This window comes from Pseudomonas sp. C2B4, assembly GCF_013359695.1.
Taxonomy (GTDB): domain Bacteria; phylum Pseudomonadota; class Gammaproteobacteria; order Pseudomonadales; family Pseudomonadaceae; genus Aquipseudomonas.
This window is the reverse complement of the sequence record NZ_JABFMU010000004.1, coordinates 230,344-253,050: the sequence shown is the minus strand read 5'-3', so window position 1 is coordinate 253,050 and position 22,707 is coordinate 230,344. Positions and strand designations below refer to the sequence as shown.

Here is a 22,707-nt window from a genome sequence, read left to right as displayed (position 1 = left end):
AAGGCCTTGAAAGACCTACTGAATTTGCTGAAAAACCAGGGTCAAGTCGAAGAGTTCGACGCCATCCGTATCGGATTGGCATCGCCTGAGATGATCCGTTCGTGGTCGTTCGGTGAAGTTAAAAAACCGGAAACCATCAACTACCGTACGTTCAAACCTGAGCGTGACGGCCTGTTCTGCGCCAAAATCTTTGGCCCGGTAAAGGATTACGAGTGCCTGTGCGGTAAGTACAAGCGCTTGAAGCACCGTGGTGTGATCTGCGAGAAGTGCGGCGTTGAAGTCGCGCTGGCAAAAGTTCGTCGTGAGCGCATGGCGCACATCGAACTGGCCTCGCCGGTTGCCCACATCTGGTTCCTGAAATCGCTGCCGTCCCGAATCGGCTTGCTGATGGACATGACCCTGCGTGATATCGAGCGCGTTCTCTACTTCGAGAGCTACGTCGTTATCGATCCAGGCATGACCACCCTTGAAAAAGGTCAGCTGCTGAACGATGAGCAGTACTTCGAAGCGCTGGAAGAGTTCGGCGATGATTTCGATGCCCGCATGGGTGCCGAGGCTGTCCGCGAACTGCTGCACGCTATCGACCTGGAGCACGAGATTGGCCGTCTGCGTGAAGAAATTCCGCAAACCAACTCCGAAACCAAGATCAAGAAGCTGTCCAAACGTCTGAAGTTGATGGAAGCCTTCCAGGGTTCCGGCAACCTGCCAGAGTGGATGGTGCTGACCGTTCTGCCGGTTCTGCCGCCAGATCTGCGTCCACTGGTTCCGCTCGATGGCGGTCGCTTCGCGACTTCCGACCTCAACGATCTGTATCGTCGAGTGATCAACCGTAACAACCGTTTGAAGCGCCTGCTGGATCTGTCCGCTCCGGACATCATCGTGCGCAACGAAAAACGTATGTTGCAGGAAGCGGTCGACGCACTGCTCGACAACGGTCGTCGTGGCCGCGCTATCACTGGTTCGAACAAGCGTCCTCTGAAATCCCTGGCTGACATGATCAAGGGTAAGCAAGGTCGTTTCCGTCAGAACTTGCTCGGTAAGCGTGTTGACTACTCCGGTCGTTCGGTAATTACCGTAGGTCCGACCCTGCGTCTGCACCAGTGCGGTCTACCGAAGAAAATGGCTCTCGAGCTGTTCAAGCCGTTCATTTTCGGCAAGCTGGAAATGCGTGGTCTCGCTACCACCATCAAAGCTGCCAAAAAGATGGTCGAGCGTGAGCTGCCGGAAGTTTGGGACGTTCTCGCTGAAGTGATTCGCGAACACCCGGTTCTTCTCAACCGTGCACCGACCCTTCACCGTCTGGGTATCCAGGCGTTTGAACCGGTACTGATCGAAGGTAAGGCTATCCAGCTGCACCCGCTGGTCTGCGCCGCGTACAACGCCGACTTCGACGGCGACCAAATGGCCGTGCACGTACCGCTGACGCTGGAAGCCCAGCTGGAAGCGCGTGCGTTGATGATGTCGACCAACAACATTCTGTCGCCAGCCAACGGTGAGCCAATCATCGTTCCGTCGCAGGACGTTGTATTGGGTCTGTACTACATGACCCGTGAAGCGATCAACGCCAAGGGCGAAGGTCGTGTGTTCGCGGATCTGCAGGAAGTCGACCGTGTGTTCCGTGCCGGCGAAGCCGCACTGCACGCCAAGGTCAAAGTGCGGATCAACGAAACCGTCAACGACCGTGATGGCGGCAGCGTGACCAACACCCGTATCGTCGACACCACTGTCGGCCGTGCGCTGTTGTTCCAGGTTGTGCCAAAAGGTCTGTCCTTCGATGTCGTCAACCTGCCGATGAAGAAAAAGGCGATCTCCAAGCTGATCAACCAGTGCTACCGCGTGGTTGGTCTGAAAGAGACCGTGATCTTCGCTGACCAGTTGATGTACACCGGTTTTGCATATTCGACCATTTCCGGCGTTTCCATCGGTGTTAACGACTTCGTTATCCCGGATGAAAAAGCCCGCATCATCGGTACTGCTACTGATGAAGTGAAAGAGATCGAAAGTCAGTACGCCTCCGGCCTGGTAACCCAGGGCGAGAAGTACAACAAGGTGATCGACCTCTGGTCCAAGGCGAACGACGAAGTTTCCAAGGCGATGATGGCCAACCTCTCGAAAGAGAAAGTCATCGACCGCCATGGCGTCGAAGTCGACCAGGAATCCTTCAACTCGATGTACATGATGGCCGACTCGGGTGCGCGGGGTTCTGCTGCACAGATTCGTCAGCTCGCCGGTATGCGTGGCCTGATGGCCAAGCCGGACGGCTCCATCATCGAAACGCCGATTACGGCGAACTTCCGTGAAGGTTTGAGCGTACTCCAGTACTTCATCTCAACTCACGGTGCTCGTAAGGGTCTGGCGGATACCGCGTTGAAAACCGCGAACTCCGGTTACCTGACTCGTCGTCTGGTAGACGTGGCGCAGGATCTGGTTGTAACCGAGATCGATTGCGGCACCGAACACGGCCTGCTGATGACTCCGCACATTGAAGGCGGTGACGTTGTAGAGCCGTTGGGTGAGCGCGTATTGGGTCGAGTTATCGCCCGTGACGTATTCAAGCCGGGTACCGAGGACGTCATCGTTCCTGCTGGCACCCTGGTTGACGAGAAGTGGGTCGAATTCATCGAGCTGAACAGCATCGACGAAGTGATCGTGCGTTCGCCGATCAGCTGCGAAACCCGCTACGGCATTTGCGCCAAGTGCTACGGCCGTGATCTGGCTCGTGGTCACCAGGTGAACATCGGTGAAGCGGTCGGCGTTATCGCTGCCCAGTCCATCGGTGAGCCGGGTACCCAGCTGACCATGCGTACGTTTCACATCGGTGGTGCGGCAAGCCGGACCTCCGCAGCCGACAGCGTTCAGGTTAAGAATGGCGGTACCGTCCGTCTGCACAACCTGAAGCACGTTGAGCGAGTGGATGGTCACTTGGTGGCAGTGTCCCGTTCCGGTGAGCTGGCCATCGCTGATGACTTCGGTCGTGAGCGTGAGCGTTACAAGCTGCCGTACGGTGCGGTAATTTCGGTTAAAGAGGGTGACAAGGTCGACGCTGGCGCAATCGTGGCCAAGTGGGATCCGCACACTCACCCGATCGTTACCGAAATGAAAGGTACCGTGACCTACGTGGGCATGGAAGAAGGCATCACGATCAAGCGTCAGACTGACGAATTGACCGGTATGACCAACATTGAAGTACTCGACGCCAAAGATCGTCCAGCTGCCGGTAAGGACATTCGTCCTGCTGTGAAGATGGTCGACGACAACGGCAAGGATCTGTTGCTGCCAGGTACTGACGTTATCGCTCAGTACTTCCTGCCAGCCAACGCCCTGGTCGGTGTGGCGGATGGTGCGAAAATCGCGATCGGTGATGTTATCGCTCGTATTCCGCAAGAGACTTCGAAGACCCGTGACATCACCGGTGGTTTGCCGCGTGTTGCCGACTTGTTCGAAGCTCGTCGTCCGAAAGAAGCGTCGATCCTGGCTGAAGTCAGCGGGACCATCGCGTTCGGTAAAGAGACCAAGGGCAAGCGCCGCCTGGTTATCACCCCGAACGACGGTAGCGATCCGTACGAAGAGCTGATTCCGAAGTGGCGTCACCTGAACGTCTTCGAAGGCGAACAAGTGAACCGCGGCGAAGTTATCTCTGACGGTCCGAGCGATCCACACGACATCCTGCGTCTGCTGGGTGTGAGTGCGCTGGCCAAGTACATCGTTAACGAGATCCAGGACGTTTACCGTCTGCAAGGCGTGAAGATCAACGACAAGCACATCGAGACCATCCTGCGTCAGATGCTGCGTAAGGTTGAAATCGCTGAATCCGGCGATTCCAGTTTCATCAAGGGCGACCAGATGGAATTGACTCACGTTCTGGTAGAGAACGAGCGCTTGAGCAACGAAGACAAATTTGTCTCCAAGTTCACTCGCGTTCTGCTGGGTATCACCAAGGCGTCGTTGTCCACCGAATCGTTCATCTCGGCGGCTTCCTTCCAGGAAACCACCCGCGTACTGACCGAAGCGGCGGTAACCGGCAAGCGTGACTACCTGCGCGGCCTGAAAGAAAACGTAGTCGTGGGTCGTCTGATCCCGGCTGGTACCGGTCTGGCTTATCACAGCGAGCGTAAGCGTCGCCGTGATGCAGACAAACCGTTGCGCGTGAGCGCCAGTGAAGTGGAAGCTGCACTGACCGAAGCGCTGAACTCGAGCGGTAACTGAGTTCTGCGGTAAATGAGCGTAAGGCCCTGGTCGCTCCGTTCATCGAATCGAGACAGTTTGTCGAGGTTGGATGAGCGGGGAGGGCGGGGCCTTGCCTTGACTGGGGGCAAGATCCTCTTTAGACTCTTGTACCCCTAAATTTGGCGGGATTCGTTCCTGCCATTTTGCTTTTCTTGCAAGACAATAGCGTCGCAAGACAACAGTGGAGCTAGTAGATGGCAACTATCAACCAGCTGGTACGTCAGCCGCGTAAGCGTATCGTCGAGAAATCCGACGTGCCTGCGCTGCAGAACTGCCCGCAACGCCGTGGCGTGTGCACCCGTGTGTACACCACCACGCCGAAAAAACCTAACTCGGCACTGCGTAAAGTATGCCGTGTGCGTCTGACCAACGGTTTCGAGGTTTCCTCGTACATCGGCGGTGAAGGCCACAACCTGCAAGAGCACAGCGTGGTACTGATCCGCGGCGGTCGTGTAAAAGACTTGCCAGGTGTTCGTTATCACACCGTTCGCGGTTCTTTGGATACTTCCGGCGTTAAAGGTCGTAACCAGGGTCGTTCGAAGTACGGTACCAAGCGTCCGAAGTAATGGCCGCTTGCTGCAAAAAACTGATTTCTATTTTTCTGAGTCGATAAGAGTAAGGTCGGAGCCGTCCCGTAACGGGTACCCATTCCGAGCGAACCTGAAGACCGTTTGAGGGCTTATCCATGCCAAGAAGACGCGTAGCAGCCAAGCGCGAAGTGCTTGACGATCCAAAATACGGAAGCCAGATCCTGGCCAAGTTCATGAACCACGTAATGGAAAGCGGCAAGAAAGCCGTTGCCGAGCGTATCGTTTATGGCGCGCTGGAAAAGGTTAAAGAACGCAAGAACAGCGACCCCCTGGAAATCTTCGAGAAAGCTCTCGACGCCATCGCTCCGCTGGTCGAAGTAAAGTCGCGCCGTGTTGGCGGTGCTACTTACCAGGTTCCGGTTGAAGTTCGTCCGTCCCGTCGTAACGCTCTGGCAATGCGCTGGTTGGTAGACTTCGCCCGTAAGCGCGGCGAGAAGTCTATGGCTCTGCGTTTGGCTGGCGAACTGTTGGACGCTGCCGAAGGTAAAGGTGCTGCAGTTAAGAAGCGTGAAGACGTGCACCGTATGGCTGAAGCTAACAAAGCTTTCTCGCACTACCGCTTCTAATTTTAGCGTCACTAATTTTGCGAGGGCTTTATGGCTCGTACTACACCGATTAATCGCTACCGTAACATTGGTATCGTTGCTCATGTGGATGCTGGTAAAACCACCACCACCGAGCGCGTCCTTTTTTACACTGGCAAAAGTCACAAAATGGGCGAGGTGCATGACGGCGCCGCGACCACAGACTGGATGGTGCAGGAGCAGGAGCGTGGTATTACCATTACTTCTGCTGCTATTACCGCCTTCTGGCAGGGTTCTGCGAAGCAGCACAAAGACCAATACCGCTTCAACGTCATTGACACCCCGGGTCACGTAGACTTCACCATTGAAGTTGAGCGTTCCCTGCGTGTACTCGACGGCGCGGTCGTTGTGTTCTGTGGTACTTCGGGTGTTGAGCCGCAGTCCGAAACCGTATGGCGTCAAGCCAACAAATACGGCGTTCCACGTATTGTTTACGTGAACAAGATGGACCGTGCTGGCGCAAACTTCCTGCGCGTGATCGGTCAGATCAAGCAGCGTCTGGGTCACACTCCGGTGCCGATCCAGTTGGCTATCGGTTCCGAAGACAACTTCCAGGGTCAGATCGATCTGATGACCATGGAAGCGGTTTACTGGAACGATGCCGACAAAGGCATGACTCCTCGTCGCGAAGCGATCCCTGCTGAGCTGCAGGAACTGGCTGAAGAGTGGCGCAGCAACATGGTTGAGGCTGCGGCTGAAGCCAGCGAAGAGCTGATGAACAAGTACCTCGAAGGCGAAGAGCTCTCCATCGAGGAAATCAAGGGCGCTCTGCGTCAGCGTACTATCGCTGGTGAGATCGTTCTGGCTGTTTGCGGTTCTTCGTTCAAGAACAAGGGTGTTCCCCTGGTTCTCGACGCCGTTATCGACTACCTGCCTGCTCCTACCGACATTCCTGCCATCAAGGGTACTGACCCGGATGACGAGGAAAAGCAAATGGAGCGTCATGCAGACGACAACGAGCCGTTCTCGGCTCTGGCGTTCAAGATCGCTACCGACCCATTCGTGGGTACCTTGACCTTCGTTCGTGTTTACTCGGGCGTGTTGGCCTCCGGCGACGGCGTGATCAACTCGGTTAAAGGCAAGAAAGAGCGCGTGGGTCGTATGGTGCAAATGCACGCAAACGCCCGTGAAGAGATCAAGGAAGTGCGCGCTGGCGACATCGCGGCCTTGATCGGCATGAAGGACGTCACCACTGGTGAAACTTTGTGCAACGCTGACAAGCCAATCATCCTGGTTCGCATGGACTTCCCGGAGCCGGTTATTTCGGTTGCCGTAGAGCCTAAGACCAAGGATGACCAGGAAAAAATGGGTATCGCACTGGGCAAGCTTGCTCAGGAAGACCCATCTTTCCGCGTCAAGACTGATGAAGAGACTGGTCAAACGATCATCTCCGGCATGGGCGAGCTGCACCTGGACATCCTGGTTGACCGGATGCGCCGTGAGTTCAACGTCGAAGCCAACATCGGTAAGCCTCAGGTTTCCTATCGTGAGCGCATCACGAAGAGCTGCGAAATCGAAGGCAAGTTCGTTCGTCAGTCCGGCGGTCGTGGCCAGTTCGGTCATTGCTGGATCCGTTTTGCACCTGCTGACGAAGGTCAGGAAGGTCTGCAATTCCTGAACGAAGTAGTGGGTGGTGTGGTTCCTAAGGAATACATCCCGGCGATCCAGAAGGGTATCGAAGAGCAGATGAAGAACGGCGTTGTTGCCGGCTATCCGCTGATCGGCCTGAAGGCTACCGTGTTTGATGGTTCTTACCACGACGTCGACTCGAACGAGATGGCGTTTAAGGTGGCTGCTTCCATGGCGACCAAGCAACTGGCCCAGAAGGGCGGTGGTGAGTTGCTTGAGCCGATCATGGCGGTAGAGGTTGTTACGCCTGAAGACTATATGGGTGACGTGATGGGCGACCTTAACCGTCGTCGCGGCATGATCCTGGGTATGGAAGATACGGTTTCCGGTAAAGTAATTCGTGCCGAGGTTCCGTTGGGCGAGATGTTCGGTTATGCAACCGACGTTCGTTCCATGTCCCAAGGTCGCGCAAGCTACTCTATGGAATTCAAAAAATACAATACGGCTCCGTCGCACATCGTCGAAACCGTTACCAAAAAACAAGGCTGATTCAGTCCTTTAGGCAAGGAGTTAATTGTCGTGGCTAAAGAAAAATTTGATCGTTCCCTACCGCACGTCAACGTTGGCACCATCGGTCACGTTGACCACGGTAAAACCACTCTGACCGCAGCTCTGACTCGCGTCTGCTCCGAAGTTTTCGGTTCGGCCGTAGTTGAATTCGACAAGATCGACAGCGCGCCAGAAGAAAAAGCTCGTGGTATCACCATCAACACCGCGCACGTCGAGTACAACTCGAAGATCCGTCACTACGCTCACGTTGACTGCCCAGGTCACGCTGACTACGTGAAGAACATGATCACCGGTGCTGCCCAGATGGACGGCGCGATCCTGGTTTGCTCGGCCGCTGATGGTCCGATGCCACAAACCCGTGAGCACATCCTGCTGTCCCGTCAGGTAGGCGTTCCGTACATCGTGGTTTTCCTGAACAAGGCTGACCTGGTAGACGACGCTGAGCTGCTGGAACTGGTTGAGATGGAAGTGCGCGATCTGCTGAGCACTTACGACTTCCCGGGTGATGACACTCCAATCATCATCGGTTCCGCTCGTATGGCGCTGGAAGGCAAAGACGACAACGAAATGGGCACTACCGCTGTTAAGAAGCTGGTAGAAACTCTGGACACCTATATCCCAGAGCCAGAGCGTGCTATCGACAAGCCGTTCCTGATGCCAATCGAAGACGTATTCTCGATCTCCGGTCGCGGTACTGTTGTAACTGGTCGTATCGAGCGCGGTATCGTTCGCGTTCAAGATGCACTGGAAATCGTTGGTCTGCGTGACACCACCACCACCACCTGCACCGGTGTTGAGATGTTCCGCAAGCTGCTCGACGAAGGTCGTGCTGGCGAGAACTGCGGCGTTCTGCTGCGTGGCACCAAGCGTGACGACGTTGAGCGTGGTCAGGTTCTGGTTAAGCCAGGTTCGGTTAAGCCGCACACCAAGTTCACCGCAGAAGTTTACGTTCTGAGCAAGGAAGAAGGCGGTCGTCACACTCCGTTCTTCAAAGGCTACCGTCCGCAGTTCTACTTCCGTACTACTGACGTGACTGGTAACTGCGAGCTGCCAGAAGGCGTTGAAATGGTCATGCCAGGTGACAACATCCAAATGGTTGTTACCCTGATCAAAACCATCGCGATGGAAGACGGTCTGCGTTTCGCTATCCGTGAAGGCGGTCGTACCGTCGGCGCTGGCGTCGTAGCCAAAATCATCGAGTAAGCTTCTCTTTTGAGATAGCTTCGATGCTTTGAAAAAGCCCCCGCTCAGCGGGGGCTTTTTTATTGGGTTGACACCTATCTGGGGCGTCTATAGAATTGCGCCTCCTTTTAACGGGCGTATTGCGCCCGGTGGGAATAGCAGCCGGAGTCTGAAATCCAATGCAAAATCAGCAAATCCGTATCAGGTTGAAGGCTTTCGACCATCGCCTGATCGACCAATCAACCCAGGAAATCGTGGAAACCGCGAAACGTACTGGTGCTCAAGTGCGTGGTCCAATTCCACTGCCTACCCGTAAAGAGCGGTTCACCGTTCTGGTCTCCCCGCACGTCAACAAAGACGCGCGTGACCAGTACGAGATCCGTACTCATAAGCGTGTTCTGGACATCGTCCAGCCAACGGATAAAACCGTTGATGCTCTTATGAAGCTTGATCTTGCGGCCGGTGTGGAAGTGCAGATCAGCCTCGGCTAAGACTCGGTCTTAGTCGTGTAACGCTCTGAAATGGGCGGCCATAGCGGGTGAAAGCCCCGTACACTCATGAGGTTTACAACATGACTATTGGTGTAGTCGGTCGTAAATGCGGTATGACCCGTATTTTCACCGAAGAAGGTGTCTCCATTCCGGTCACGGTCATTGAGATCGAGCCGAATCGCGTCACCCAGTTCAAAACTGAAGAGACCGATGGCTATCGTGCAGTGCAAGTCACTGTCGGCGAGCGTCGTGCTTCGCGTGTAACAGCAGCTCAGGCTGGCCACTTCGCTAAAGCGAACGTTGCCGCTGGTCGTACCGTAATGGAATTCCGCCTTGAAGAAGGCGAGTACCAGGCCGGCGATCTGATCAACGCTGAAATCTTCGCCGCTGGTCAACTGGTTGATGTAACCGGTCAGTCCAAAGGTAAAGGCTTCCAGGGTACGATCAAGCGTTGGAATTTCCGCGGGCAAGATAACACCCACGGTAACTCCGTATCCCACCGCGTTCCAGGCTCTATCGGCCAGTGCCAGACTCCTGGTCGTGTATTCAAGGGCAAAAAAATGTCCGGTCATATGGGCGCTGAGCGCGTGACCGTGCAGTCCCTCGAAGTAGTGCGCGTGGACGCTGAACGCAATCTGTTGTTGGTCAAGGGCGCTGTTCCTGGCGCTACTGGCGGCAACTTGGTTGTACGTCCAGCAGCCAAGGCTCGCGGTTAAGGGGAAGCTGACATGCAATTAAATGTAAATGACGCTCAAGCGATCGAAGTTTCCGAACTGACATTTGGCGGCGAATTCAACGAGACGCTGGTTCACCAAGCAGTCGTGGCCTACATGGCTGGCGGTCGTCAGGGTTCCAAGCAGCAAAAGACCCGTTCCGACGTTCGTGGTGGCGGTAAGCGCCCATGGCGTCAGAAAGGTACTGGCCGTGCTCGTGCCGGTACTATCCGTAGCCCAATCTGGCGTGGCGGCGGTACCACTTTCGCAGCTCGTCCTCAGGATCACTCCCAGAAGCTGAACAAGAAGATGTATCGCGCAGCAATGCGTTCCATCCTTGCTGAGCTGGTGCGTACTGATCGTCTGGTTGTGGTTCAGGATTTCGCCGTTGAAACGCCGAAAACCAAAGACCTGCTGGGCAAGCTGAACAACATGAGCCTGACCGATGTTCTGATCGTGTCGGACGCTGTTGATCAGAACCTGTACCTGGCTGCTCGTAACCTGCCACACGTAGATGTACGTGACGTGCAAGGTTCCGATCCAGTTAGTCTGATCGCATACGACAAGGTGTTGATCACCGTGTCGGCCGTGAAGAAATTCGAGGAGCTGCTGGGATGAACCAGGAACGCGTATTTAAAGTTCTGCTTGGCCCGCACGTTTCCGAGAAGGCTACGGTTCTGGCAGACAAGAAAGGCCAGTTCGTTTTCAAGGTTGCTACTGATGCAACCAAGCTGGAAATCAAGAAGGCCGTCGAAAGCCTGTTCAGCGTGAAAGTAGAGCGTGTTACTACCCTGAATGTTCTGGGTAAGAGCAAGCGCACTGCTCGCGGTCTGGGCAAGCGTAATGACTGGAAGAAGGCAGTTATCTCCCTTCAGCCAGGCCAAGATCTCGATTTCAGCAGCAGTGCTGAGTAAGGAAGGGGTGCATCATGGCAATCGTTAAATGCAAACCGACTTCCCCTGGCCGCCGTTTTGTGGTCAAGGTGGTCAACCAGGAGCTGCATAAAGGCGCTCCTCACGCACCGCTGCTCGAGAAGAAATCGAAGTCTGGTGGTCGTAACAACAATGGCCGTATTACCACTCGTCACATCGGTGGTGGTCATAAGCAGCATTATCGTCTGGTCGACTTCCGTCGCAACGACAAAGATGGCATCGCTGCCACTGTCGAGCGTATCGAATACGATCCAAACCGTACTGCTCACATCGCTCTGCTGCTGTACGCAGATGGCGAGCGTCGCTACATCATCGCCCCTAAAGGCGTGAGCGCTGGCGACCAGCTGATCGCAGGTGCTCTGGCGCCGATCAAGCCGGGCAACGCTCTGCAACTGCGTAACATTCCAGTTGGTAGCACCGTACACGGCATCGAATTGAAGCCAGGTAAAGGCGCACAGATCGCTCGTTCCGCTGGTGCTTCGGCTCAGCTGATCGCCCGTGAAGGCGTTTACGTGACCCTGCGTCTGCGTTCTGGTGAGATGCGTAAAGTGCTGGCTGAATGCCGTGCGACCCTGGGCGAAGTCTCGAACTCCGAGCACAGCCTGCGTTCGCTGGGTAAAGCTGGTGCCAAACGCTGGCGTGGCGTTCGCCCAACCGTTCGTGGTGTTGCCATGAACCCGGTTGACCACCCACATGGTGGTGGTGAAGGTCGTACCTCTGGTGGTCGTCATCCGGTATCGCCATGGGGCTTCCCGACTAAGGGCGCGAAGACTCGTGGTAATAAGCGTACCGACAAAATGATCGTCCGTCGTCGCAAGTAAATAGAGGGATACGACAGTGCCACGTTCTCTGAAAAAAGGTCCTTTTATCGATCTTCACCTATTGAAGAAGATCGAAGTGGCGGCGGAAAAGAACGATCGCAAACCAGTTAAAACCTGGTCGCGCCGTTCGATGATCCTGCCACAAATGGTCGGTCTGACCATCGCAGTACACAACGGTCGTCAGCACGTCCCAGTTCTCGTGAACGAAGACATGGTCGGCCACAAACTGGGCGAGTTCGCCGGTACCCGCACTTATCGCGGGCACGTGGCAGACAAGAAAGCCAAGCGTTAAGGGGTTAGGAAATGGAAGTAGCCGCTAAGTTGTCGGGCGCTCGAATCTCCGCCCAGAAAGCCCGCTTGGTCGCCGACCAGATCCGCGGGAAGAAGGTGGGCGAAGCGCTCAACCTGTTGGCTTTCAGCAGTAAGAAAGCCGCCGAGATCATGAAGAAAGTGCTGGAGTCGGCCGTAGCCAACGCCGAGCATAACGAAGGCGCAGACGTTGATGACCTGAAGGTCAGCACCGTTTTCGTCAACGAAGGGCGTTCGCTGAAGCGCATCATGCCACGTGCCAAAGGCCGTGCTGATCGCATCGTCAAGCGGTCTTGCCATATCACTGTCAAGGTTGCTGACAAGTAACGGAGTCGAAGAGATGGGTCAGAAAGTACATCCCATTGGCATTCGCCTGGGAATCGTCAAGGAGCACACCTCCGTCTGGTACGCAGACGGTCGGACTTATGCGGACTATTTGCTCGCAGATCTGAATGTGCGTGAGTATCTCCAAGACAAACTAAAAAGCGCGTCCGTAAGCCGTATCGATATCCATCGTCCGGCCCAAACTGCACGCATCACCATCCACACCGCTCGTCCAGGTATCGTTATCGGGAAGAAAGGTGAAGATGTTGAGAAACTGCGTCAGGACCTGACCAAGCAAATGGGTGTGCCTGTGCACATCAATATCGAAGAGATCCGCAAGCCGGAGCTCGACGGTATGCTGGTTGCGCAGAGCGTAGCTCAGCAGCTGGAGCGTCGCGTAATGTTCCGTCGCGCTATGAAGCGCGCTGTACAGAACGCCATGCGCATTGGTGCCAAAGGCATCAAAATCCAAGTGAGCGGTCGTCTCGGCGGTGCTGAAATCGCACGTACTGAATGGTATCGCGAAGGTCGTGTGCCTCTGCACACCCTGCGTGCCGACATCGACTATGCCAACTACGAAGCTCACACCACCTACGGTGTGATCGGTGTAAAGGTTTGGATCTTCAAAGGCGAAGTAATTGGTGGTCGCCAAGAAGAGCTGAAGCCACAAGCACCAGCGCCTCGTAAAAAAGCTGCTAAGTAAGGGGTACGCCAAATGTTGCAACCAAAGCGTACGAAGTTCCGCAAGCAAATGACCGGTCACAACCGTGGCCTGGCATTGCGCGGTAGCAAAGTCAGCTTCGGCGAGTTCGCGCTGAAGTCTGTAGCTCGTGGTCGTCTCACCGCTCGTCAGATCGAGTCAGCGCGTCGTGCACTGACCCGTCACGTAAAACGTGGCGGCAAGATCTGGATCCGTGTATTCCCGGACAAGCCTATTTCCAAAAAGCCACTCGAAGTTCGGATGGGTAAAGGTAAGGGTAACGTCGAATACTGGGTTGCCCAGATTCAGCCAGGCAAAGTCCTGTATGAAATCGAGGGTGTTTCTGAAGAGCTGGCGCGTGAGGCTTTCGCCCTGGCTGCTGCAAAGCTGCCGCTCGCCACCTCCTTTGTTAAACGGACGGTGATGTGATGAAAGCGAATGAACTTCGTGAAAAATCCGCACAGCAGCTGAACGAGCAACTGCTCGGCTTGCTGCGCGACCAGTTCAATCTGCGCATGCAGAAAGCAACTGGCCAGTTGGGGCAGTCTCATCTGCTCTCGCAAGTTAAGCGTGACATCGCTCGCGTGAAGACTGTGCTCAACCAGCAGGCAGGTAAGTAATCATGGCTGAAGCCGAAAAGACTGTCCGTACGCTGACTGGCCGTGTTGTCAGCGACAAGATGGACAAAACCATCACCGTTCTGATCGAGCGTCGCGTTAAGCACCCGATCTACGGTAAATACGTTAAGCGTTCGACTAAGCTGCACGCGCACGACGAAACCAATCAGTGCCACATCGGCGACAAAGTCACTATTCGTGAAACTCGTCCTTTGGCCAAGACCAAGTCTTGGGCGCTGGTTGATGTTCTCGAACGCGCTGTGGAAGTCTAAGGACTAGGGGTCGGAGAAATTATATGATTCAGACTCAATCCATGCTCGATGTGGCCGATAACAGCGGCGCACGCCGCGTTATGTGCATCAAGGTGCTGGGTGGCTCCCATCGTCGTTACGCTGGTATCGGTGACATCATCAAAGTTACCGTCAAGGAAGCAATTCCTCGCGGTAAAGTGAAAAAAGGCCAAGTGATGACTGCTGTTGTAGTCCGCACTCGTCACGGCGTACGTCGTGCTGATGGCTCCATTATCCGCTTTGATGGCAACGCTGCTGTTCTTCTGAACAACAAGCAAGAGCCGATCGGCACCCGTATCTTTGGGCCAGTGACCCGTGAACTTCGTACTGAGAAGTTCATGAAGATCGTCTCGCTCGCCCCAGAAGTGCTGTAAGGAGATCCGACATGCAAAAGATTCGTCGTGACGACGAGATCATCGTGATCGCCGGCAAAGACAAAGGTAAGCGCGGTAAGGTGCTGAAGGTTCTTGCTGACAACCGTCTGGTTGTTGGTGGTCTGAACCTGGTCAAGCGTCATACCAAGCCTAACCCGATGTCGGGCGTACAAGGCGGTATCGTCGAGAAAGAAGCGCCACTGCACGCTTCCAACGTCGCCATCTTCAACGGCGAAACCAACAAGGCTGACCGCGTTGGTTTCAAAGTAGAAGACGGTAAGAAAATTCGTGTCTTCAAGTCGACCCAAAAAGCGGTTGATGCTTGAACACTGCTAGGTAGAAGACCATGGCACGACTAAAAGAGATTTACCGGAAGGAAATCGCTCCGAAACTTAAGGAAGAACTTAAGCTTTCGAACGTGATGGAAGTTCCGCGCGTTACCAAAATCACCCTGAACATGGGTCTGGGCGAAGCGATCGGCGACAAAAAAGTCATCGAGCACGCTGTTGCTGACCTGGAAAAGATCACCGGCCAGAAAGTCGTTGTGACCTACGCTCGCAAATCCATCGCAGGCTTTAAAGTCCGTGAAGGTTGGCCGATTGGCGTCAAAGTGACCCTGCGCCGTGAGCGTATGTATGAATTCCTGGATCGTCTGCTGTCGATCTCCCTGCCTCGGGTCCGCGACTTCCGCGGTCTGAATGCCAAGTCCTTCGATGGTCGTGGTAACTACAGCATGGGCGTGAAAGAGCAGATCATTTTCCCGGAAATCGACTACGACAAGATCGATGCTCTCCGCGGTCTGGACATTACCCTGACCACCACTGCCAAGAACGATGACGAAGGCCGCGCACTGCTGCGTGCTTTCAAATTCCCGTTCCGCAACTGATTGGAGTAGGAAAATGGCCAAGAAGAGCATGAAAAACCGTGAGCTGAAGCGTCAGCTCACCGTTGCCAAGTACGCCAAAAAGCGTGCAGCACTGAAAGCTATCATCGTTGATCTGAACGCAAGTCCAGAAGCGCGTTGGGAAGCTACAGTTGCTCTGCAAAAGCAGCCACGTGACGCCAGCGCTTCGCGCATGCGTAACCGCTGCCGCCTGACCGGTCGTCCGCACGGCGTTTACCGCAAGTTCGGCCTTGGCCGTAACAAACTGCGTGAAGCGGCAATGCGTGGTGACGTACCAGGTCTGGTTAAAGCCAGCTGGTAAGTACTGTCAAAGTCTCGGCGTTCAGGTTCGCAAGATCCTGACCGCCGGTGGCCTTGAATCTGGATCAAGCCCCTTTTGGGGCTTGATTCATTTCTGGGGTGTGTCTAGAATACCCGGCTCGCCTGAGCCCGTGTTTTTTATACCCGGAGATTCTCGGCGACACGTAGTAGCCGCAAGGCTAATTTTTCTGTATTAGGAGCGTCTAGCCCATGAGTATGCAGGACCCGTTAGCGGACATGCTAACTCGAATCCGTAATGCCCAGATGGCTGAAAAGTCCGTCGTAAGCATGCCATCTTCCACGTTGAAGGTAGCTGTTGCCAAAGTCCTGAAGGACGAAGGTTACATCGCGGGTTATCAGATCAGCAGCGAAACCAAACCACTGCTGTCTATCGAGCTGAAATACTTCGAAGGCCGTCCGGTTATCGAAGAAGTGAAGCGCGTTAGCCGTCCAGGCCTGCGTCAGTACAAGTCCGTCGAAGATCTGCCGAAAGTTCGTGGCGGTCTCGGTGTGTCTATCGTCTCCACCAACAAGGGTGTGATGACTGATCGTGCTGCGCGCGCTGCCGGTGTCGGCGGCGAAGTTCTTTGCACTGTGTTCTAAGGGGGGATAAGCATGTCTCGCGTCGCTAAGAACCCCGTTAAGCTGCCAGCCGGCGTCGAAGTAAAATTCGCAGGCCAACAGCTTTCGGTGAAGGGTGCCAAGGGCACTCTCGAACTGAACATCCATTCGTCCGTTGAGATCGTTGAAGAAGCTGGTGAGCTGCGTTTTGCTGCTCGCAATGGCGATCAACAGACTCGCGCAATGGCTGGTACCACTCGTGCGTTGGTTAACAACATGGTCCAAGGCGTAAGCCAAGGCTTCGAGCGCAAGCTCCAGCTGGTCGGTGTTGGTTACAAAGCGCAAGCAAAAGGCACAGTGCTGAACCTGGCTCTTGGCTTCTCGCATCCAGTGGATTACGAACTGCCGGAAGGCATCACCGCTGAGACTCCTAGCCAGACCGATATCCTGATCAAGGGCATCGACAAGCAGCTGGTAGGTCAAGTGGCCGCCGAGATCCGCGACTTCCGTCCACCAGAGCCGTACAAAGGCAAAGGTGTGCGCTACGCGGACGAAGTCGTCCGTCGTAAAGAAGCCAAGAAGAAGTAGGGCATAGCAAATGACCGACAAAAAAGTTACTCGACTGCGTCGCGCTCGCAAAGCACGCCTGAAAATGCACGAACTCGAAGTCGTGCGTCTCTGCGTGTTCCGCTCTTCGCAGCACATCTACGCCCAGGTCATTTCGGCCGACGGCAACAAAGTCCTGGCAAGCGCCTCGACTTTGGATAAAGAACTGCGTGATGGCGCCACTGGCAACATCGACGCGGCCACTAAGGTTGGCCAGCTGGTCGCTACGCGTGCTAAGGCCGCTGGCGTCTCGCAGGTGGCTTTCGACCGCTCTGGCTTCAAGTACCATGGCCGCGTTAAAGCGCTGGCTGATGCTGCTCGTGAAGCTGGGCTGGAGTTCTAAGTTATGTCAAATAACGACCAAAAGCGCGACGAAGGCTACATCGAGAAGCTGGTTCAAGTTAACCGCGTAGCCAAAACCGTAAAAGGCGGCCGTATCTTCACTTTCACCGCGTTGACCGTGGTAGGTGATGGTAAAGGGCGTGTTGGCTTCGGCCGTGGCAAGTCGCGTGAAGTGCCTGCTGCGATCCAGAAGGCAATGGAAGCTGCTCGCCGCAACATGATCCAAGTTGATCTGAACGGCACCACCCTGCAGTACGCAATGAAGTCCGCTCACGGCGCTTCGAAGGTGTACATGCAGCCTGCTTCTGAAGGTACCGGTATCATCGCTGGCGGCGCAATGCGTGCCGTTCTCGAGGTTGCTGGCGTTCAGAACGTTCTGGCCAAGTGCTACGGCTCGACTAACCCTGTAAACGTGGTTCACGCCACTTTCAAAGGTTTGAAGGCAATGCAGTCTCCTGAGTCCATTGCTGCCAAGCGTGGCAAAAGCGTCAAGGAGATCTTCTGATCATGGCTACCGTTAAAGTTACGCTGATCAAAAGCATGACCGGCCGCATCCCTAACCACAAACTGTGCGTTAAGGGTCTGGGTCTGCGTCGCATCGGTCACACTGTAGAAGTCCAGGATACTCCCGAGAATCGCGGGATGATCAACAAGGCTTACTACATGCTGCGTGTCGAGGGTTAATCGATGAAACTCAATGATCTGAGTCCAGCGCCGGGTTCCCGTCGCGAAAAGCATCGTCCGGGCCGTGGTATCGGTAGTGGTTTGGGTAAGACTGGTGGCCGTGGTCACAAAGGTCAGACTTCCCGCTCCGGTGGCACCATTGCTCCAGGCTTTGAAGGCGGTCAACAGCCGCTGCATCGTCGCCTGCCGAAGTTCGGTTTCGTTTCCCTGAAGGCTATGGATCGCGCAGAAGTGCGTCTCTCCGAGCTGGCTAAAGTGGAAGGCGACATCGTCACCGTGCAGTCTCTGAAAGATGCCAACGTGATCAACGTCAACGTTCAGCGTGTGAAAATCATGCTGTCCGGCGAAGTGACTCGCGCTGTAACCATCGGGAAGGGAATCGGCGCCACCAAAGGTGCGCGTGCGGCTATCGAAGCAGCTGGCGGCAAGTTCGAGGAATAAATGGCTAAGCAAGGTGCTCTCTCTGCGCTCGGCAAAGGCGGTATGTCTGAACTCTGGGCTCGTCTGCGTTTTCTGTTCCTGGCGATTATCGTCTACCGAATAGGCGCACACATCCCGGTTCCAGGTATCAACCCGGACCGACTCGCGGACCTGTTTCGACAGAATGAGGGGACCATTCTTAGCTTGTTCAACATGTTTTCCGGCGGCGCGCTGGAGCGGATGAGCATCTTTGCACTGGGGATCATGCCGTACATTTCGGCATCGATCATCATGCAACTGATGACCGCCGTCAGCCCGCAGCTGGAACAGTTGAAGAAGGAAGGTGAAGCTGGCCGTCGCAAGATCAGCCAGTACACCCGCTACGGCACTGTCGTCCTCGCTCTCGTTCAGGCCATTGGCATGTCCATTGGTCTGGCGGGGCAGGGCGTAGCGTTCACTGGTGACTTTGGCTTCCATTTCGTCGCGGTATCCACTTTTGTGGCTGGTGCGATGTTCATGATGTGGCTGGGTGAGCAGATTACTGAGCGTGGTGTTGGCAACGGTATCTCGATGTTGATTTTTTCGGGTATCGTCGCCGGTCTTCCGAGAGCGATCGGGCAGTCTTTCGAGTCTGCGCGTCAGGGTGATATCAACATCTTCGCCCTGGTTGCCATCGGTTTGCTGGCAGTAGCGATTATCGGTTTCGTGGTGTTCATTGAGCGTGGTCAGCGTCGTATTGCTGTTCACTACGCCAAGCGTCAGCAGGGCCGTAAGGTCTTTGCTGCGCAGACCAGCCACTTGCCGTTGAAGGTGAACATGGCCGGTGTTATTCCGGCTATTTTCGCGAGCAGCATCTTGCTGTTCCCGGCTTCGTTGGGTGCCTGGTTCGGCCAGTCTGAAGGTATGGGCTGGTTGCAAGACATCTCGCAGTCGATCGCTCCTGGTCAGCCGTTGAATATTCTGCTGTTTAGTGCAGGGATTATTTTCTTCTGCTTCTTCTATACGGCGTTGATGTTCAATCCGAAAGACGTAGCGGAAAACCTGAAGAAGTCCGGTGCCTTTATTCCGGGTATCCGTCCAGGTGAGCAGTCTGCGCGCTACATTGATGGCGTTCTGACTCGCTTGACCATGTTCGGTGCTCTTTACATGACGGCCGTCTGCCTGTTGCCCCAGTTCCTGGTGGTTGCAGCCAACGTACCGTTCTACCTTGGCGGGACCTCGTTGCTGATCGTGGTCGTGGTTGTGATGGACTTCATGTCCCAAGTACAATCGCACCTCGTTTCGCACCAGTACGAATCCCTGATGAAGAAAGCCAACCTGAAGGGTTACGGCAGCGGCATGTTGCGCTGAGTACCCATAAGGTTCGAGGAGTTGGTGATGAAAGTTCGTGCATCGGTGAAAAAGCTGTGCCGTAACTGCAAGATTATTCGCCGCGAAGGTGTTGTTCGAGTAATTTGCAGCGCGGAACCGCGTCACAAACAGCGCCAAGGCTGAGTGTGATTGTGCTTCAAGCCCGGCAGCTAGTGCGCTGCCGGGTTGATTATTTGTTATTACAGCGATATTATCTCGCGCCCTATTTCTTGGCTTCCGGGGCGTAGGTAGCTGTCAATTGGAGTCCCACTGAATGGCCCGTATTGCAGGCGTTAACATTCCAGATAACAAGCATACTGTTATCTCGCTGACCTACATCTATGGTGTTGGTCGCACTACTGCACAGAAAATTTGTGCAGAGACTGGGGTAAACCCAGCAGCAAAGATCAAAGATCTGAGCGACGAGCAAATTGAACAGCTGCGTGGCGAAGTGGCGAAGTTCACCACTGAAGGTGACCTGCGTCGCGAAATCAACATGAAAATCAAGCGCTTGATGGACCTCGGTTGCTATCGCGGTCTGCGTCATCGTCGTGGTCTGCCAGTACGCGGTCAGCGTACCAAGACCAACGCGCGTACCCGTAAAGGTCCGCGTAAGCCGATCCGCAAGTAATCGCCCCAGCGAATCGACAGGAATTTAATCATGGCAAAACCTGCTGCTCGTCCTCGTAAAAAAGTTAAAAAGACAGTGGTTGATGGCATCGCCCACATCCATGCATCTTTTAACAACACCATCGTGACCATCACCGACCGTCAAGGTAACGCTCTTTCCTGGGCTACCTCCGGTGGTTCGGGTTTCCGCGGTTCCCGCAAGTCCACCCCGTTTGCTGCTCAAGTAGCTGCTGAACGTGCTGGTCAAGCTGCGCTGGAATACGGCCTGAAAAACCTCGACGTCAACGTCAAAGGTCCAGGTCCAGGTCGTGAATCTGCAGTCCGCGCTTTGAACGGCTGTGGCTACAAGATCGCCAGCATCACCGACGTGACGCCAATCCCGCACAACGGGTGCCGTCCGCCGAAGAAGCGCCGCGTGTAATCCAGGAGATTGTAAAGAATGGCTCGTTACATTGGTCCAAAATGCAAACTCGCTCGTCGCGAAGGCACCGATCTCTTCCTGAAGAGCGGCGTGCGCGCGATCGAATCGAAGTGCAACATTGAAGCAGCACCTGGTATCCACGGCCAGCGCCGCGGTCGCCAGTCCGACTACGGCACCCAACTGCGTGAAAAGCAGAAGGTCCGTCGTATCTACGGCGTTCTCGAGCGTCAATTCAGCGGCTACTACAAAGAAGCTGCTGGCAAGAAAGGCGCAACTGGCGAAAACCTGTTGCAACTGCTCGAATGCCGTCTGGACAACGTTGTATACCGTATGGGCTTTGGTTCGACTCGTGCCGAATCCCGTCAGCTGGTATCGCACAAGTCGATCAGCGTAAACGGTCAAACCGTTAACGTTCCGTCCTACCAGGTTCGTGCTGGTGACGTGGTCGCTGTTCGCGAGAAAGCAAAAAACCAACTTCGCATTGTCCAAGCTCTCGATCTGTGTGCCCAACGTGGCCGCGTAGAATGGGTAGAAGTAGACACTGAGAAGAAGTCGGGCGTTTTCAAGAACGTTCCAGCTCGCAGTGATCTGTCCGCCGACATCAACGAAAGCCTGATTGTCGAGCTCTACTCCAAGTAAGGGCTAGAAAATAGGTGCATCCATGCAGATTTCGGTAAATGAGTTCCTGACACCCCGCCACATTGATGTGCAGGTTGTCAGTCCAACCCGCGCCAAGATCACTCTCGAGCCTCTCGAGCGTGGCTTTGGCCACACCCTGGGCAACGCGCTGCGCCGCATCCTGTTGTCCTCAATGCCCGGCTGTGCAGTAGTCGAGGCCGAGATTGACGGTGTGCTCCACGAGTACAGCGCCATCGAAGGTGTACAGGAAGACGTAATTGAAATCCTGTTGAACCTTAAAGGTCTGGCTATCAAGCTGCACGGTCGAGACGAAGTTACGCTGACCTTGTCGAAGAAGGGTTCGGGGGTGGTTACCGCTGCCGATATTCAGCTGGATCATGATGTCGAGATCGTTAATCCCGATCACGTAATCGCTAACCTGGCGTCTAACGGCGCCCTGAACATGAAGCTCGTAGTAGCTCGTGGTCGTGGTTATGAACCGGCCGACTCGCGTCAGAGCGATGAAGACGAAAGCCGCAGCATCGGTCGCTTGCAGCTTGACTCTTCGTTCAGCCCGGTTCGCCGTATCGCATACGTGGTGGAAAACGCCCGTGTCGAACAGCGTACTAACCTGGACAAGCTGGTTATTGATCTGGAAACCAACGGTACTCTGGATCCTGAAGAGGCTATCCGCCGCGCTGCAACCATCCTGCAACAGCAGTTGGCTGCGTTCGTCGACCTCAAAGGTGACAGCGAACCAGTGGTAATCGAGCAGGAAGACGAGATCGATCCGATCCTGCTTCGCCCGGTTGACGATCTGGAACTGACTGTACGTTCGGCTAACTGCCTTAAGGCGGAAAACATCTACTACATCGGCGACCTGATTCAGCGTACCGAAGTAGAGCTGTTGAAGACTCCGAACCTTGGCAAGAAATCCTTGACTGAAATCAAGGACGTTCTGGCCTCCCGCGGTCTGTCCCTCGGCATGCGCCTCGACAACTGGCCGCCTGCAAGTCTTAAGAAGGACGACAAGGCGACTGCCTGATCGTCGTAATCACCGAACGTAGTGTTTGGTAAGGAATGAACCATGCGTCATCGTAAAAGTGGTCGTCACCTGAGCCGCACCAGCTCGCACCGCAAGGCCATGTTCCAAAACATGGCGGTGTCGCTGTTCGAGCACGAGCTGATCAAAACTACTCTGCCAAAAGCTAAAGAACTGCGCCGCGTTGCCGAGCCGCTGATCACTTTGGCCAAGACAGACAGCCTGGCTAACCGCCGTCTGGCTTTCGACCGTACTCGTTCGAAAGCTATCGTTGGTAAGCTCTTCAACGACCTGGGCAAGCGTTACGCTACCCGTGAGGGTGGCTACCTGCGCATCCTCAAGTGCGGTTTCCGCGCTGGCGACAACGCGCCTATGGCGTACGTCGAGTTGGTTGATCGTGCTACCGGCGGTGAAGCTGTATCCGCTGAGTAAGACGTCAGTCTGAAACAAAGAACCGGGCCTAGTGCCCGGTTTTTTGTGCGCGCAAGAAAAGTGCGAATGCATACATATGTATTACATATTTCTATCGATTGTCA

Annotated in this window: 33 protein-coding genes; all 33 read left to right on the top strand. The window is 54.9% G+C overall.

The window, feature by feature from the left end:
- Positions 1-6 precede the first annotated feature (6 nt).
- A complete protein-coding gene (gene rpoC, locus HNQ83_RS05445) occupies positions 7-4,206 on the top strand; it encodes a DNA-directed RNA polymerase subunit beta' (protein ID WP_095197169.1) in 4,200 nt (1,399 codons plus the stop codon).
- 215 nt (positions 4,207-4,421) lie between these two features.
- Positions 4,422-4,793 carry a 30S ribosomal protein S12 gene (gene rpsL, locus HNQ83_RS05440; RefSeq protein WP_003186084.1) on the top strand — a complete coding sequence of 124 codons (372 nt, stop codon included), beginning with the start codon at positions 4,422-4,424 and terminating at the stop codon, positions 4,791-4,793.
- Positions 4,794-4,912: 119 nt separating this feature from the next.
- Positions 4,913-5,383: a 30S ribosomal protein S7 gene (gene rpsG, locus HNQ83_RS05435; protein ID WP_002555493.1), complete on the top strand. Its 471-nt coding sequence runs from the start codon at positions 4,913-4,915 to the stop codon at positions 5,381-5,383.
- Positions 5,384-5,413: 30 nt separating this feature from the next.
- Positions 5,414-7,519: an elongation factor G gene (fusA, locus tag HNQ83_RS05430; RefSeq protein ID WP_175388003.1), complete on the top strand. Its 2,106-nt coding sequence runs from the start codon at positions 5,414-5,416 to the stop codon at positions 7,517-7,519.
- Positions 7,520-7,549: 30 nt separating this feature from the next.
- Positions 7,550-8,743 carry an elongation factor Tu gene (tuf, locus tag HNQ83_RS05425; protein ID WP_175388002.1) on the top strand — a complete coding sequence of 398 codons (1,194 nt, stop codon included), beginning with the start codon at positions 7,550-7,552 and terminating at the stop codon, positions 8,741-8,743.
- 158 nt (positions 8,744-8,901) lie between these two features.
- Entirely contained in the window at positions 8,902-9,213 is a 312-nt protein-coding gene (gene rpsJ / locus HNQ83_RS05420) for a 30S ribosomal protein S10 (protein WP_003186070.1), read from the top strand.
- An 80-nt stretch (positions 9,214-9,293) separates the two neighbouring features.
- A complete protein-coding gene (rplC, locus tag HNQ83_RS05415) occupies positions 9,294-9,929 on the top strand; it encodes a 50S ribosomal protein L3 (RefSeq protein ID WP_003186059.1) in 636 nt (211 codons plus the stop codon).
- Between the two features lie 12 nt (positions 9,930-9,941).
- Positions 9,942-10,544: a 50S ribosomal protein L4 gene (rplD, locus tag HNQ83_RS05410; protein WP_003228735.1), complete on the top strand. Its 603-nt coding sequence runs from the start codon at positions 9,942-9,944 to the stop codon at positions 10,542-10,544.
- On the top strand, positions 10,541-10,840 hold the full coding sequence (rplW, locus tag HNQ83_RS05405; RefSeq protein ID WP_002555488.1) for a 50S ribosomal protein L23: 300 nt from the start codon (positions 10,541-10,543) through the stop codon (positions 10,838-10,840). Before rplD ends, rplW begins: the two co-directional genes overlap by 4 nt.
- A 14-nt stretch (positions 10,841-10,854) precedes the next feature.
- The gene (rplB, locus tag HNQ83_RS05400; RefSeq protein WP_003186055.1) at positions 10,855-11,679 is read left to right on the top strand and encodes a 50S ribosomal protein L2; all 825 of its coding nucleotides are present in this window, start codon (positions 10,855-10,857) and stop codon (positions 11,677-11,679) included.
- Between the two features lie 16 nt (positions 11,680-11,695).
- Positions 11,696-11,971: a 30S ribosomal protein S19 gene (gene rpsS, locus HNQ83_RS05395; protein WP_002555486.1), complete on the top strand. Its 276-nt coding sequence runs from the start codon at positions 11,696-11,698 to the stop codon at positions 11,969-11,971.
- A gap of 11 nt (positions 11,972-11,982) precedes the next feature.
- A complete protein-coding gene (rplV, locus tag HNQ83_RS05390) occupies positions 11,983-12,315 on the top strand; it encodes a 50S ribosomal protein L22 (RefSeq protein ID WP_003103908.1) in 333 nt (110 codons plus the stop codon).
- Positions 12,316-12,328: 13 nt separating this feature from the next.
- Positions 12,329-13,015: a 30S ribosomal protein S3 gene (rpsC, locus tag HNQ83_RS05385; protein ID WP_007970424.1), complete on the top strand. Its 687-nt coding sequence runs from the start codon at positions 12,329-12,331 to the stop codon at positions 13,013-13,015.
- 12 nt (positions 13,016-13,027) lie between these two features.
- Complete coding sequence (gene rplP, locus HNQ83_RS05380) at positions 13,028-13,441, top strand: 50S ribosomal protein L16 (RefSeq protein WP_003228729.1); 414 nt, start codon at positions 13,028-13,030, stop codon at positions 13,439-13,441.
- Complete coding sequence (rpmC, locus tag HNQ83_RS05375; RefSeq protein WP_002555481.1) at positions 13,441-13,632, top strand: 50S ribosomal protein L29; 192 nt, start codon at positions 13,441-13,443, stop codon at positions 13,630-13,632. Before rplP ends, rpmC begins: the two co-directional genes overlap by 1 nt.
- 2 nt (positions 13,633-13,634) lie before the next feature.
- The gene (gene rpsQ, locus HNQ83_RS05370) at positions 13,635-13,901 is read left to right on the top strand and encodes a 30S ribosomal protein S17 (protein WP_003176419.1); all 267 of its coding nucleotides are present in this window, start codon (positions 13,635-13,637) and stop codon (positions 13,899-13,901) included.
- Between the two features lie 23 nt (positions 13,902-13,924).
- Positions 13,925-14,293, top strand: a complete 369-nt coding sequence (gene rplN, locus HNQ83_RS05365) for a 50S ribosomal protein L14 (RefSeq protein WP_002555479.1) — start codon at positions 13,925-13,927, stop codon at positions 14,291-14,293.
- Between the two features lie 11 nt (positions 14,294-14,304).
- Positions 14,305-14,619, top strand: coding sequence for a 50S ribosomal protein L24 (rplX, locus tag HNQ83_RS05360; RefSeq protein ID WP_003186046.1), 315 nt, complete (start codon positions 14,305-14,307; stop codon positions 14,617-14,619).
- A gap of 20 nt (positions 14,620-14,639) precedes the next feature.
- Positions 14,640-15,179: a 50S ribosomal protein L5 gene (gene rplE / locus HNQ83_RS05355; RefSeq protein WP_003210069.1), complete on the top strand. Its 540-nt coding sequence runs from the start codon at positions 14,640-14,642 to the stop codon at positions 15,177-15,179.
- A gap of 13 nt (positions 15,180-15,192) precedes the next feature.
- The gene (rpsN, locus tag HNQ83_RS05350) at positions 15,193-15,498 is read left to right on the top strand and encodes a 30S ribosomal protein S14 (RefSeq protein WP_027617689.1); all 306 of its coding nucleotides are present in this window, start codon (positions 15,193-15,195) and stop codon (positions 15,496-15,498) included.
- Between the two features lie 209 nt (positions 15,499-15,707).
- Positions 15,708-16,100, top strand: coding sequence for a 30S ribosomal protein S8 (gene rpsH, locus HNQ83_RS05345; protein WP_003228724.1), 393 nt, complete (start codon positions 15,708-15,710; stop codon positions 16,098-16,100).
- 12 nt (positions 16,101-16,112) lie between these two features.
- Entirely contained in the window at positions 16,113-16,646 is a 534-nt protein-coding gene (gene rplF / locus HNQ83_RS05340; protein WP_003176412.1) for a 50S ribosomal protein L6, read from the top strand.
- Positions 16,647-16,656: 10 nt separating this feature from the next.
- On the top strand, positions 16,657-17,007 hold the full coding sequence (gene rplR / locus HNQ83_RS05335) for a 50S ribosomal protein L18 (protein WP_003186037.1): 351 nt from the start codon (positions 16,657-16,659) through the stop codon (positions 17,005-17,007).
- A 3-nt stretch (positions 17,008-17,010) separates the two neighbouring features.
- Positions 17,011-17,511, top strand: a complete 501-nt coding sequence (gene rpsE, locus HNQ83_RS05330; RefSeq protein ID WP_003186035.1) for a 30S ribosomal protein S5 — start codon at positions 17,011-17,013, stop codon at positions 17,509-17,511.
- 2 nt (positions 17,512-17,513) lie between these two features.
- Complete coding sequence (gene rpmD / locus HNQ83_RS05325) at positions 17,514-17,690, top strand: 50S ribosomal protein L30 (RefSeq protein ID WP_003176408.1); 177 nt, start codon at positions 17,514-17,516, stop codon at positions 17,688-17,690.
- A gap of 3 nt (positions 17,691-17,693) precedes the next feature.
- On the top strand, positions 17,694-18,131 hold the full coding sequence (rplO, locus tag HNQ83_RS05320; RefSeq protein WP_003228720.1) for a 50S ribosomal protein L15: 438 nt from the start codon (positions 17,694-17,696) through the stop codon (positions 18,129-18,131).
- Positions 18,132-19,460: a preprotein translocase subunit SecY gene (secY, locus tag HNQ83_RS05315; protein WP_003228718.1), complete on the top strand. Its 1,329-nt coding sequence runs from the start codon at positions 18,132-18,134 to the stop codon at positions 19,458-19,460. It begins immediately after the preceding gene.
- 27 nt (positions 19,461-19,487) lie between these two features.
- Positions 19,488-19,604, top strand: a complete 117-nt coding sequence (rpmJ, locus tag HNQ83_RS05310) for a 50S ribosomal protein L36 (protein WP_002555468.1) — start codon at positions 19,488-19,490, stop codon at positions 19,602-19,604.
- Positions 19,605-19,734: 130 nt separating this feature from the next.
- A complete protein-coding gene (gene rpsM, locus HNQ83_RS05305; RefSeq protein WP_009045849.1) occupies positions 19,735-20,091 on the top strand; it encodes a 30S ribosomal protein S13 in 357 nt (118 codons plus the stop codon).
- A gap of 30 nt (positions 20,092-20,121) precedes the next feature.
- Positions 20,122-20,511 carry a 30S ribosomal protein S11 gene (gene rpsK, locus HNQ83_RS05300; RefSeq protein ID WP_002555466.1) on the top strand — a complete coding sequence of 130 codons (390 nt, stop codon included), beginning with the start codon at positions 20,122-20,124 and terminating at the stop codon, positions 20,509-20,511.
- An 18-nt stretch (positions 20,512-20,529) separates the two neighbouring features.
- Positions 20,530-21,150, top strand: a complete 621-nt coding sequence (gene rpsD, locus HNQ83_RS05295) for a 30S ribosomal protein S4 (RefSeq protein ID WP_003176404.1) — start codon at positions 20,530-20,532, stop codon at positions 21,148-21,150.
- Positions 21,151-21,172: 22 nt separating this feature from the next.
- Positions 21,173-22,174 carry a DNA-directed RNA polymerase subunit alpha gene (gene rpoA, locus HNQ83_RS05290; RefSeq protein ID WP_007924176.1) on the top strand — a complete coding sequence of 334 codons (1,002 nt, stop codon included), beginning with the start codon at positions 21,173-21,175 and terminating at the stop codon, positions 22,172-22,174.
- Between the two features lie 42 nt (positions 22,175-22,216).
- Positions 22,217-22,603, top strand: a complete 387-nt coding sequence (gene rplQ / locus HNQ83_RS05285; protein WP_024778333.1) for a 50S ribosomal protein L17 — start codon at positions 22,217-22,219, stop codon at positions 22,601-22,603.
- Positions 22,604-22,707 lie beyond the last annotated feature (104 nt).

Excerpts from the sequence above, each read along its gene's own strand:
- rpsM (WP_009045849.1), top strand. The coding sequence starts at position 19,735 with ATGGCCCGTATTGCAGGCGTTAACATTCCAGATAACAAGCATACTGTT.
- rpsN (WP_027617689.1), top strand. The coding sequence starts at position 15,193 with ATGGCCAAGAAGAGCATGAAAAACCGTGAGCTGAAGCGTCAGCTCACC.
- rplW (WP_002555488.1), top strand. The coding sequence starts at position 10,541 with ATGAACCAGGAACGCGTATTTAAAGTTCTGCTTGGCCCGCACGTTTCC.
- rplD (WP_003228735.1), top strand. The coding sequence starts at position 9,942 with ATGCAATTAAATGTAAATGACGCTCAAGCGATCGAAGTTTCCGAACTG.
- rpsE (WP_003186035.1), top strand. The coding sequence starts at position 17,011 with ATGTCAAATAACGACCAAAAGCGCGACGAAGGCTACATCGAGAAGCTG.
- rplQ (WP_024778333.1), top strand. The coding sequence starts at position 22,217 with ATGCGTCATCGTAAAAGTGGTCGTCACCTGAGCCGCACCAGCTCGCAC.
- rpoA (WP_007924176.1), top strand. The coding sequence starts at position 21,173 with ATGCAGATTTCGGTAAATGAGTTCCTGACACCCCGCCACATTGATGTG.
- rplE (WP_003210069.1), top strand. The coding sequence starts at position 14,640 with ATGGCACGACTAAAAGAGATTTACCGGAAGGAAATCGCTCCGAAACTT.
- rpsK (WP_002555466.1), top strand. The coding sequence starts at position 20,122 with ATGGCAAAACCTGCTGCTCGTCCTCGTAAAAAAGTTAAAAAGACAGTG.
- rplF (WP_003176412.1), top strand. The coding sequence starts at position 16,113 with ATGTCTCGCGTCGCTAAGAACCCCGTTAAGCTGCCAGCCGGCGTCGAA.
- rpmD (WP_003176408.1), top strand. The coding sequence starts at position 17,514 with ATGGCTACCGTTAAAGTTACGCTGATCAAAAGCATGACCGGCCGCATC.
- rplX (WP_003186046.1), top strand. The coding sequence starts at position 14,305 with ATGCAAAAGATTCGTCGTGACGACGAGATCATCGTGATCGCCGGCAAA.
- rpsJ (WP_003186070.1), top strand. The coding sequence starts at position 8,902 with ATGCAAAATCAGCAAATCCGTATCAGGTTGAAGGCTTTCGACCATCGC.
- fusA (WP_175388003.1), top strand. The coding sequence starts at position 5,414 with ATGGCTCGTACTACACCGATTAATCGCTACCGTAACATTGGTATCGTT.
- rplO (WP_003228720.1), top strand. The coding sequence starts at position 17,694 with ATGAAACTCAATGATCTGAGTCCAGCGCCGGGTTCCCGTCGCGAAAAG.
- rplN (WP_002555479.1), top strand. The coding sequence starts at position 13,925 with ATGATTCAGACTCAATCCATGCTCGATGTGGCCGATAACAGCGGCGCA.
- rpmJ (WP_002555468.1), top strand. The coding sequence starts at position 19,488 with ATGAAAGTTCGTGCATCGGTGAAAAAGCTGTGCCGTAACTGCAAGATT.
- rplC (WP_003186059.1), top strand. The coding sequence starts at position 9,294 with ATGACTATTGGTGTAGTCGGTCGTAAATGCGGTATGACCCGTATTTTC.
- rpsD (WP_003176404.1), top strand. The coding sequence starts at position 20,530 with ATGGCTCGTTACATTGGTCCAAAATGCAAACTCGCTCGTCGCGAAGGC.
- rpsL (WP_003186084.1), top strand. The coding sequence starts at position 4,422 with ATGGCAACTATCAACCAGCTGGTACGTCAGCCGCGTAAGCGTATCGTC.
- rplR (WP_003186037.1), top strand. The coding sequence starts at position 16,657 with ATGACCGACAAAAAAGTTACTCGACTGCGTCGCGCTCGCAAAGCACGC.
- rplV (WP_003103908.1), top strand. The coding sequence starts at position 11,983 with ATGGAAGTAGCCGCTAAGTTGTCGGGCGCTCGAATCTCCGCCCAGAAA.
- rplB (WP_003186055.1), top strand. The coding sequence starts at position 10,855 with ATGGCAATCGTTAAATGCAAACCGACTTCCCCTGGCCGCCGTTTTGTG.
- rpsQ (WP_003176419.1), top strand. The coding sequence starts at position 13,635 with ATGGCTGAAGCCGAAAAGACTGTCCGTACGCTGACTGGCCGTGTTGTC.
- rpsC (WP_007970424.1), top strand. The coding sequence starts at position 12,329 with ATGGGTCAGAAAGTACATCCCATTGGCATTCGCCTGGGAATCGTCAAG.
- rplP (WP_003228729.1), top strand. The coding sequence starts at position 13,028 with ATGTTGCAACCAAAGCGTACGAAGTTCCGCAAGCAAATGACCGGTCAC.
- secY (WP_003228718.1), top strand. The coding sequence starts at position 18,132 with ATGGCTAAGCAAGGTGCTCTCTCTGCGCTCGGCAAAGGCGGTATGTCT.
- rpsG (WP_002555493.1), top strand. The coding sequence starts at position 4,913 with ATGCCAAGAAGACGCGTAGCAGCCAAGCGCGAAGTGCTTGACGATCCA.
- rpmC (WP_002555481.1), top strand. The coding sequence starts at position 13,441 with ATGAAAGCGAATGAACTTCGTGAAAAATCCGCACAGCAGCTGAACGAG.
- rpsH (WP_003228724.1), top strand. The coding sequence starts at position 15,708 with ATGAGTATGCAGGACCCGTTAGCGGACATGCTAACTCGAATCCGTAAT.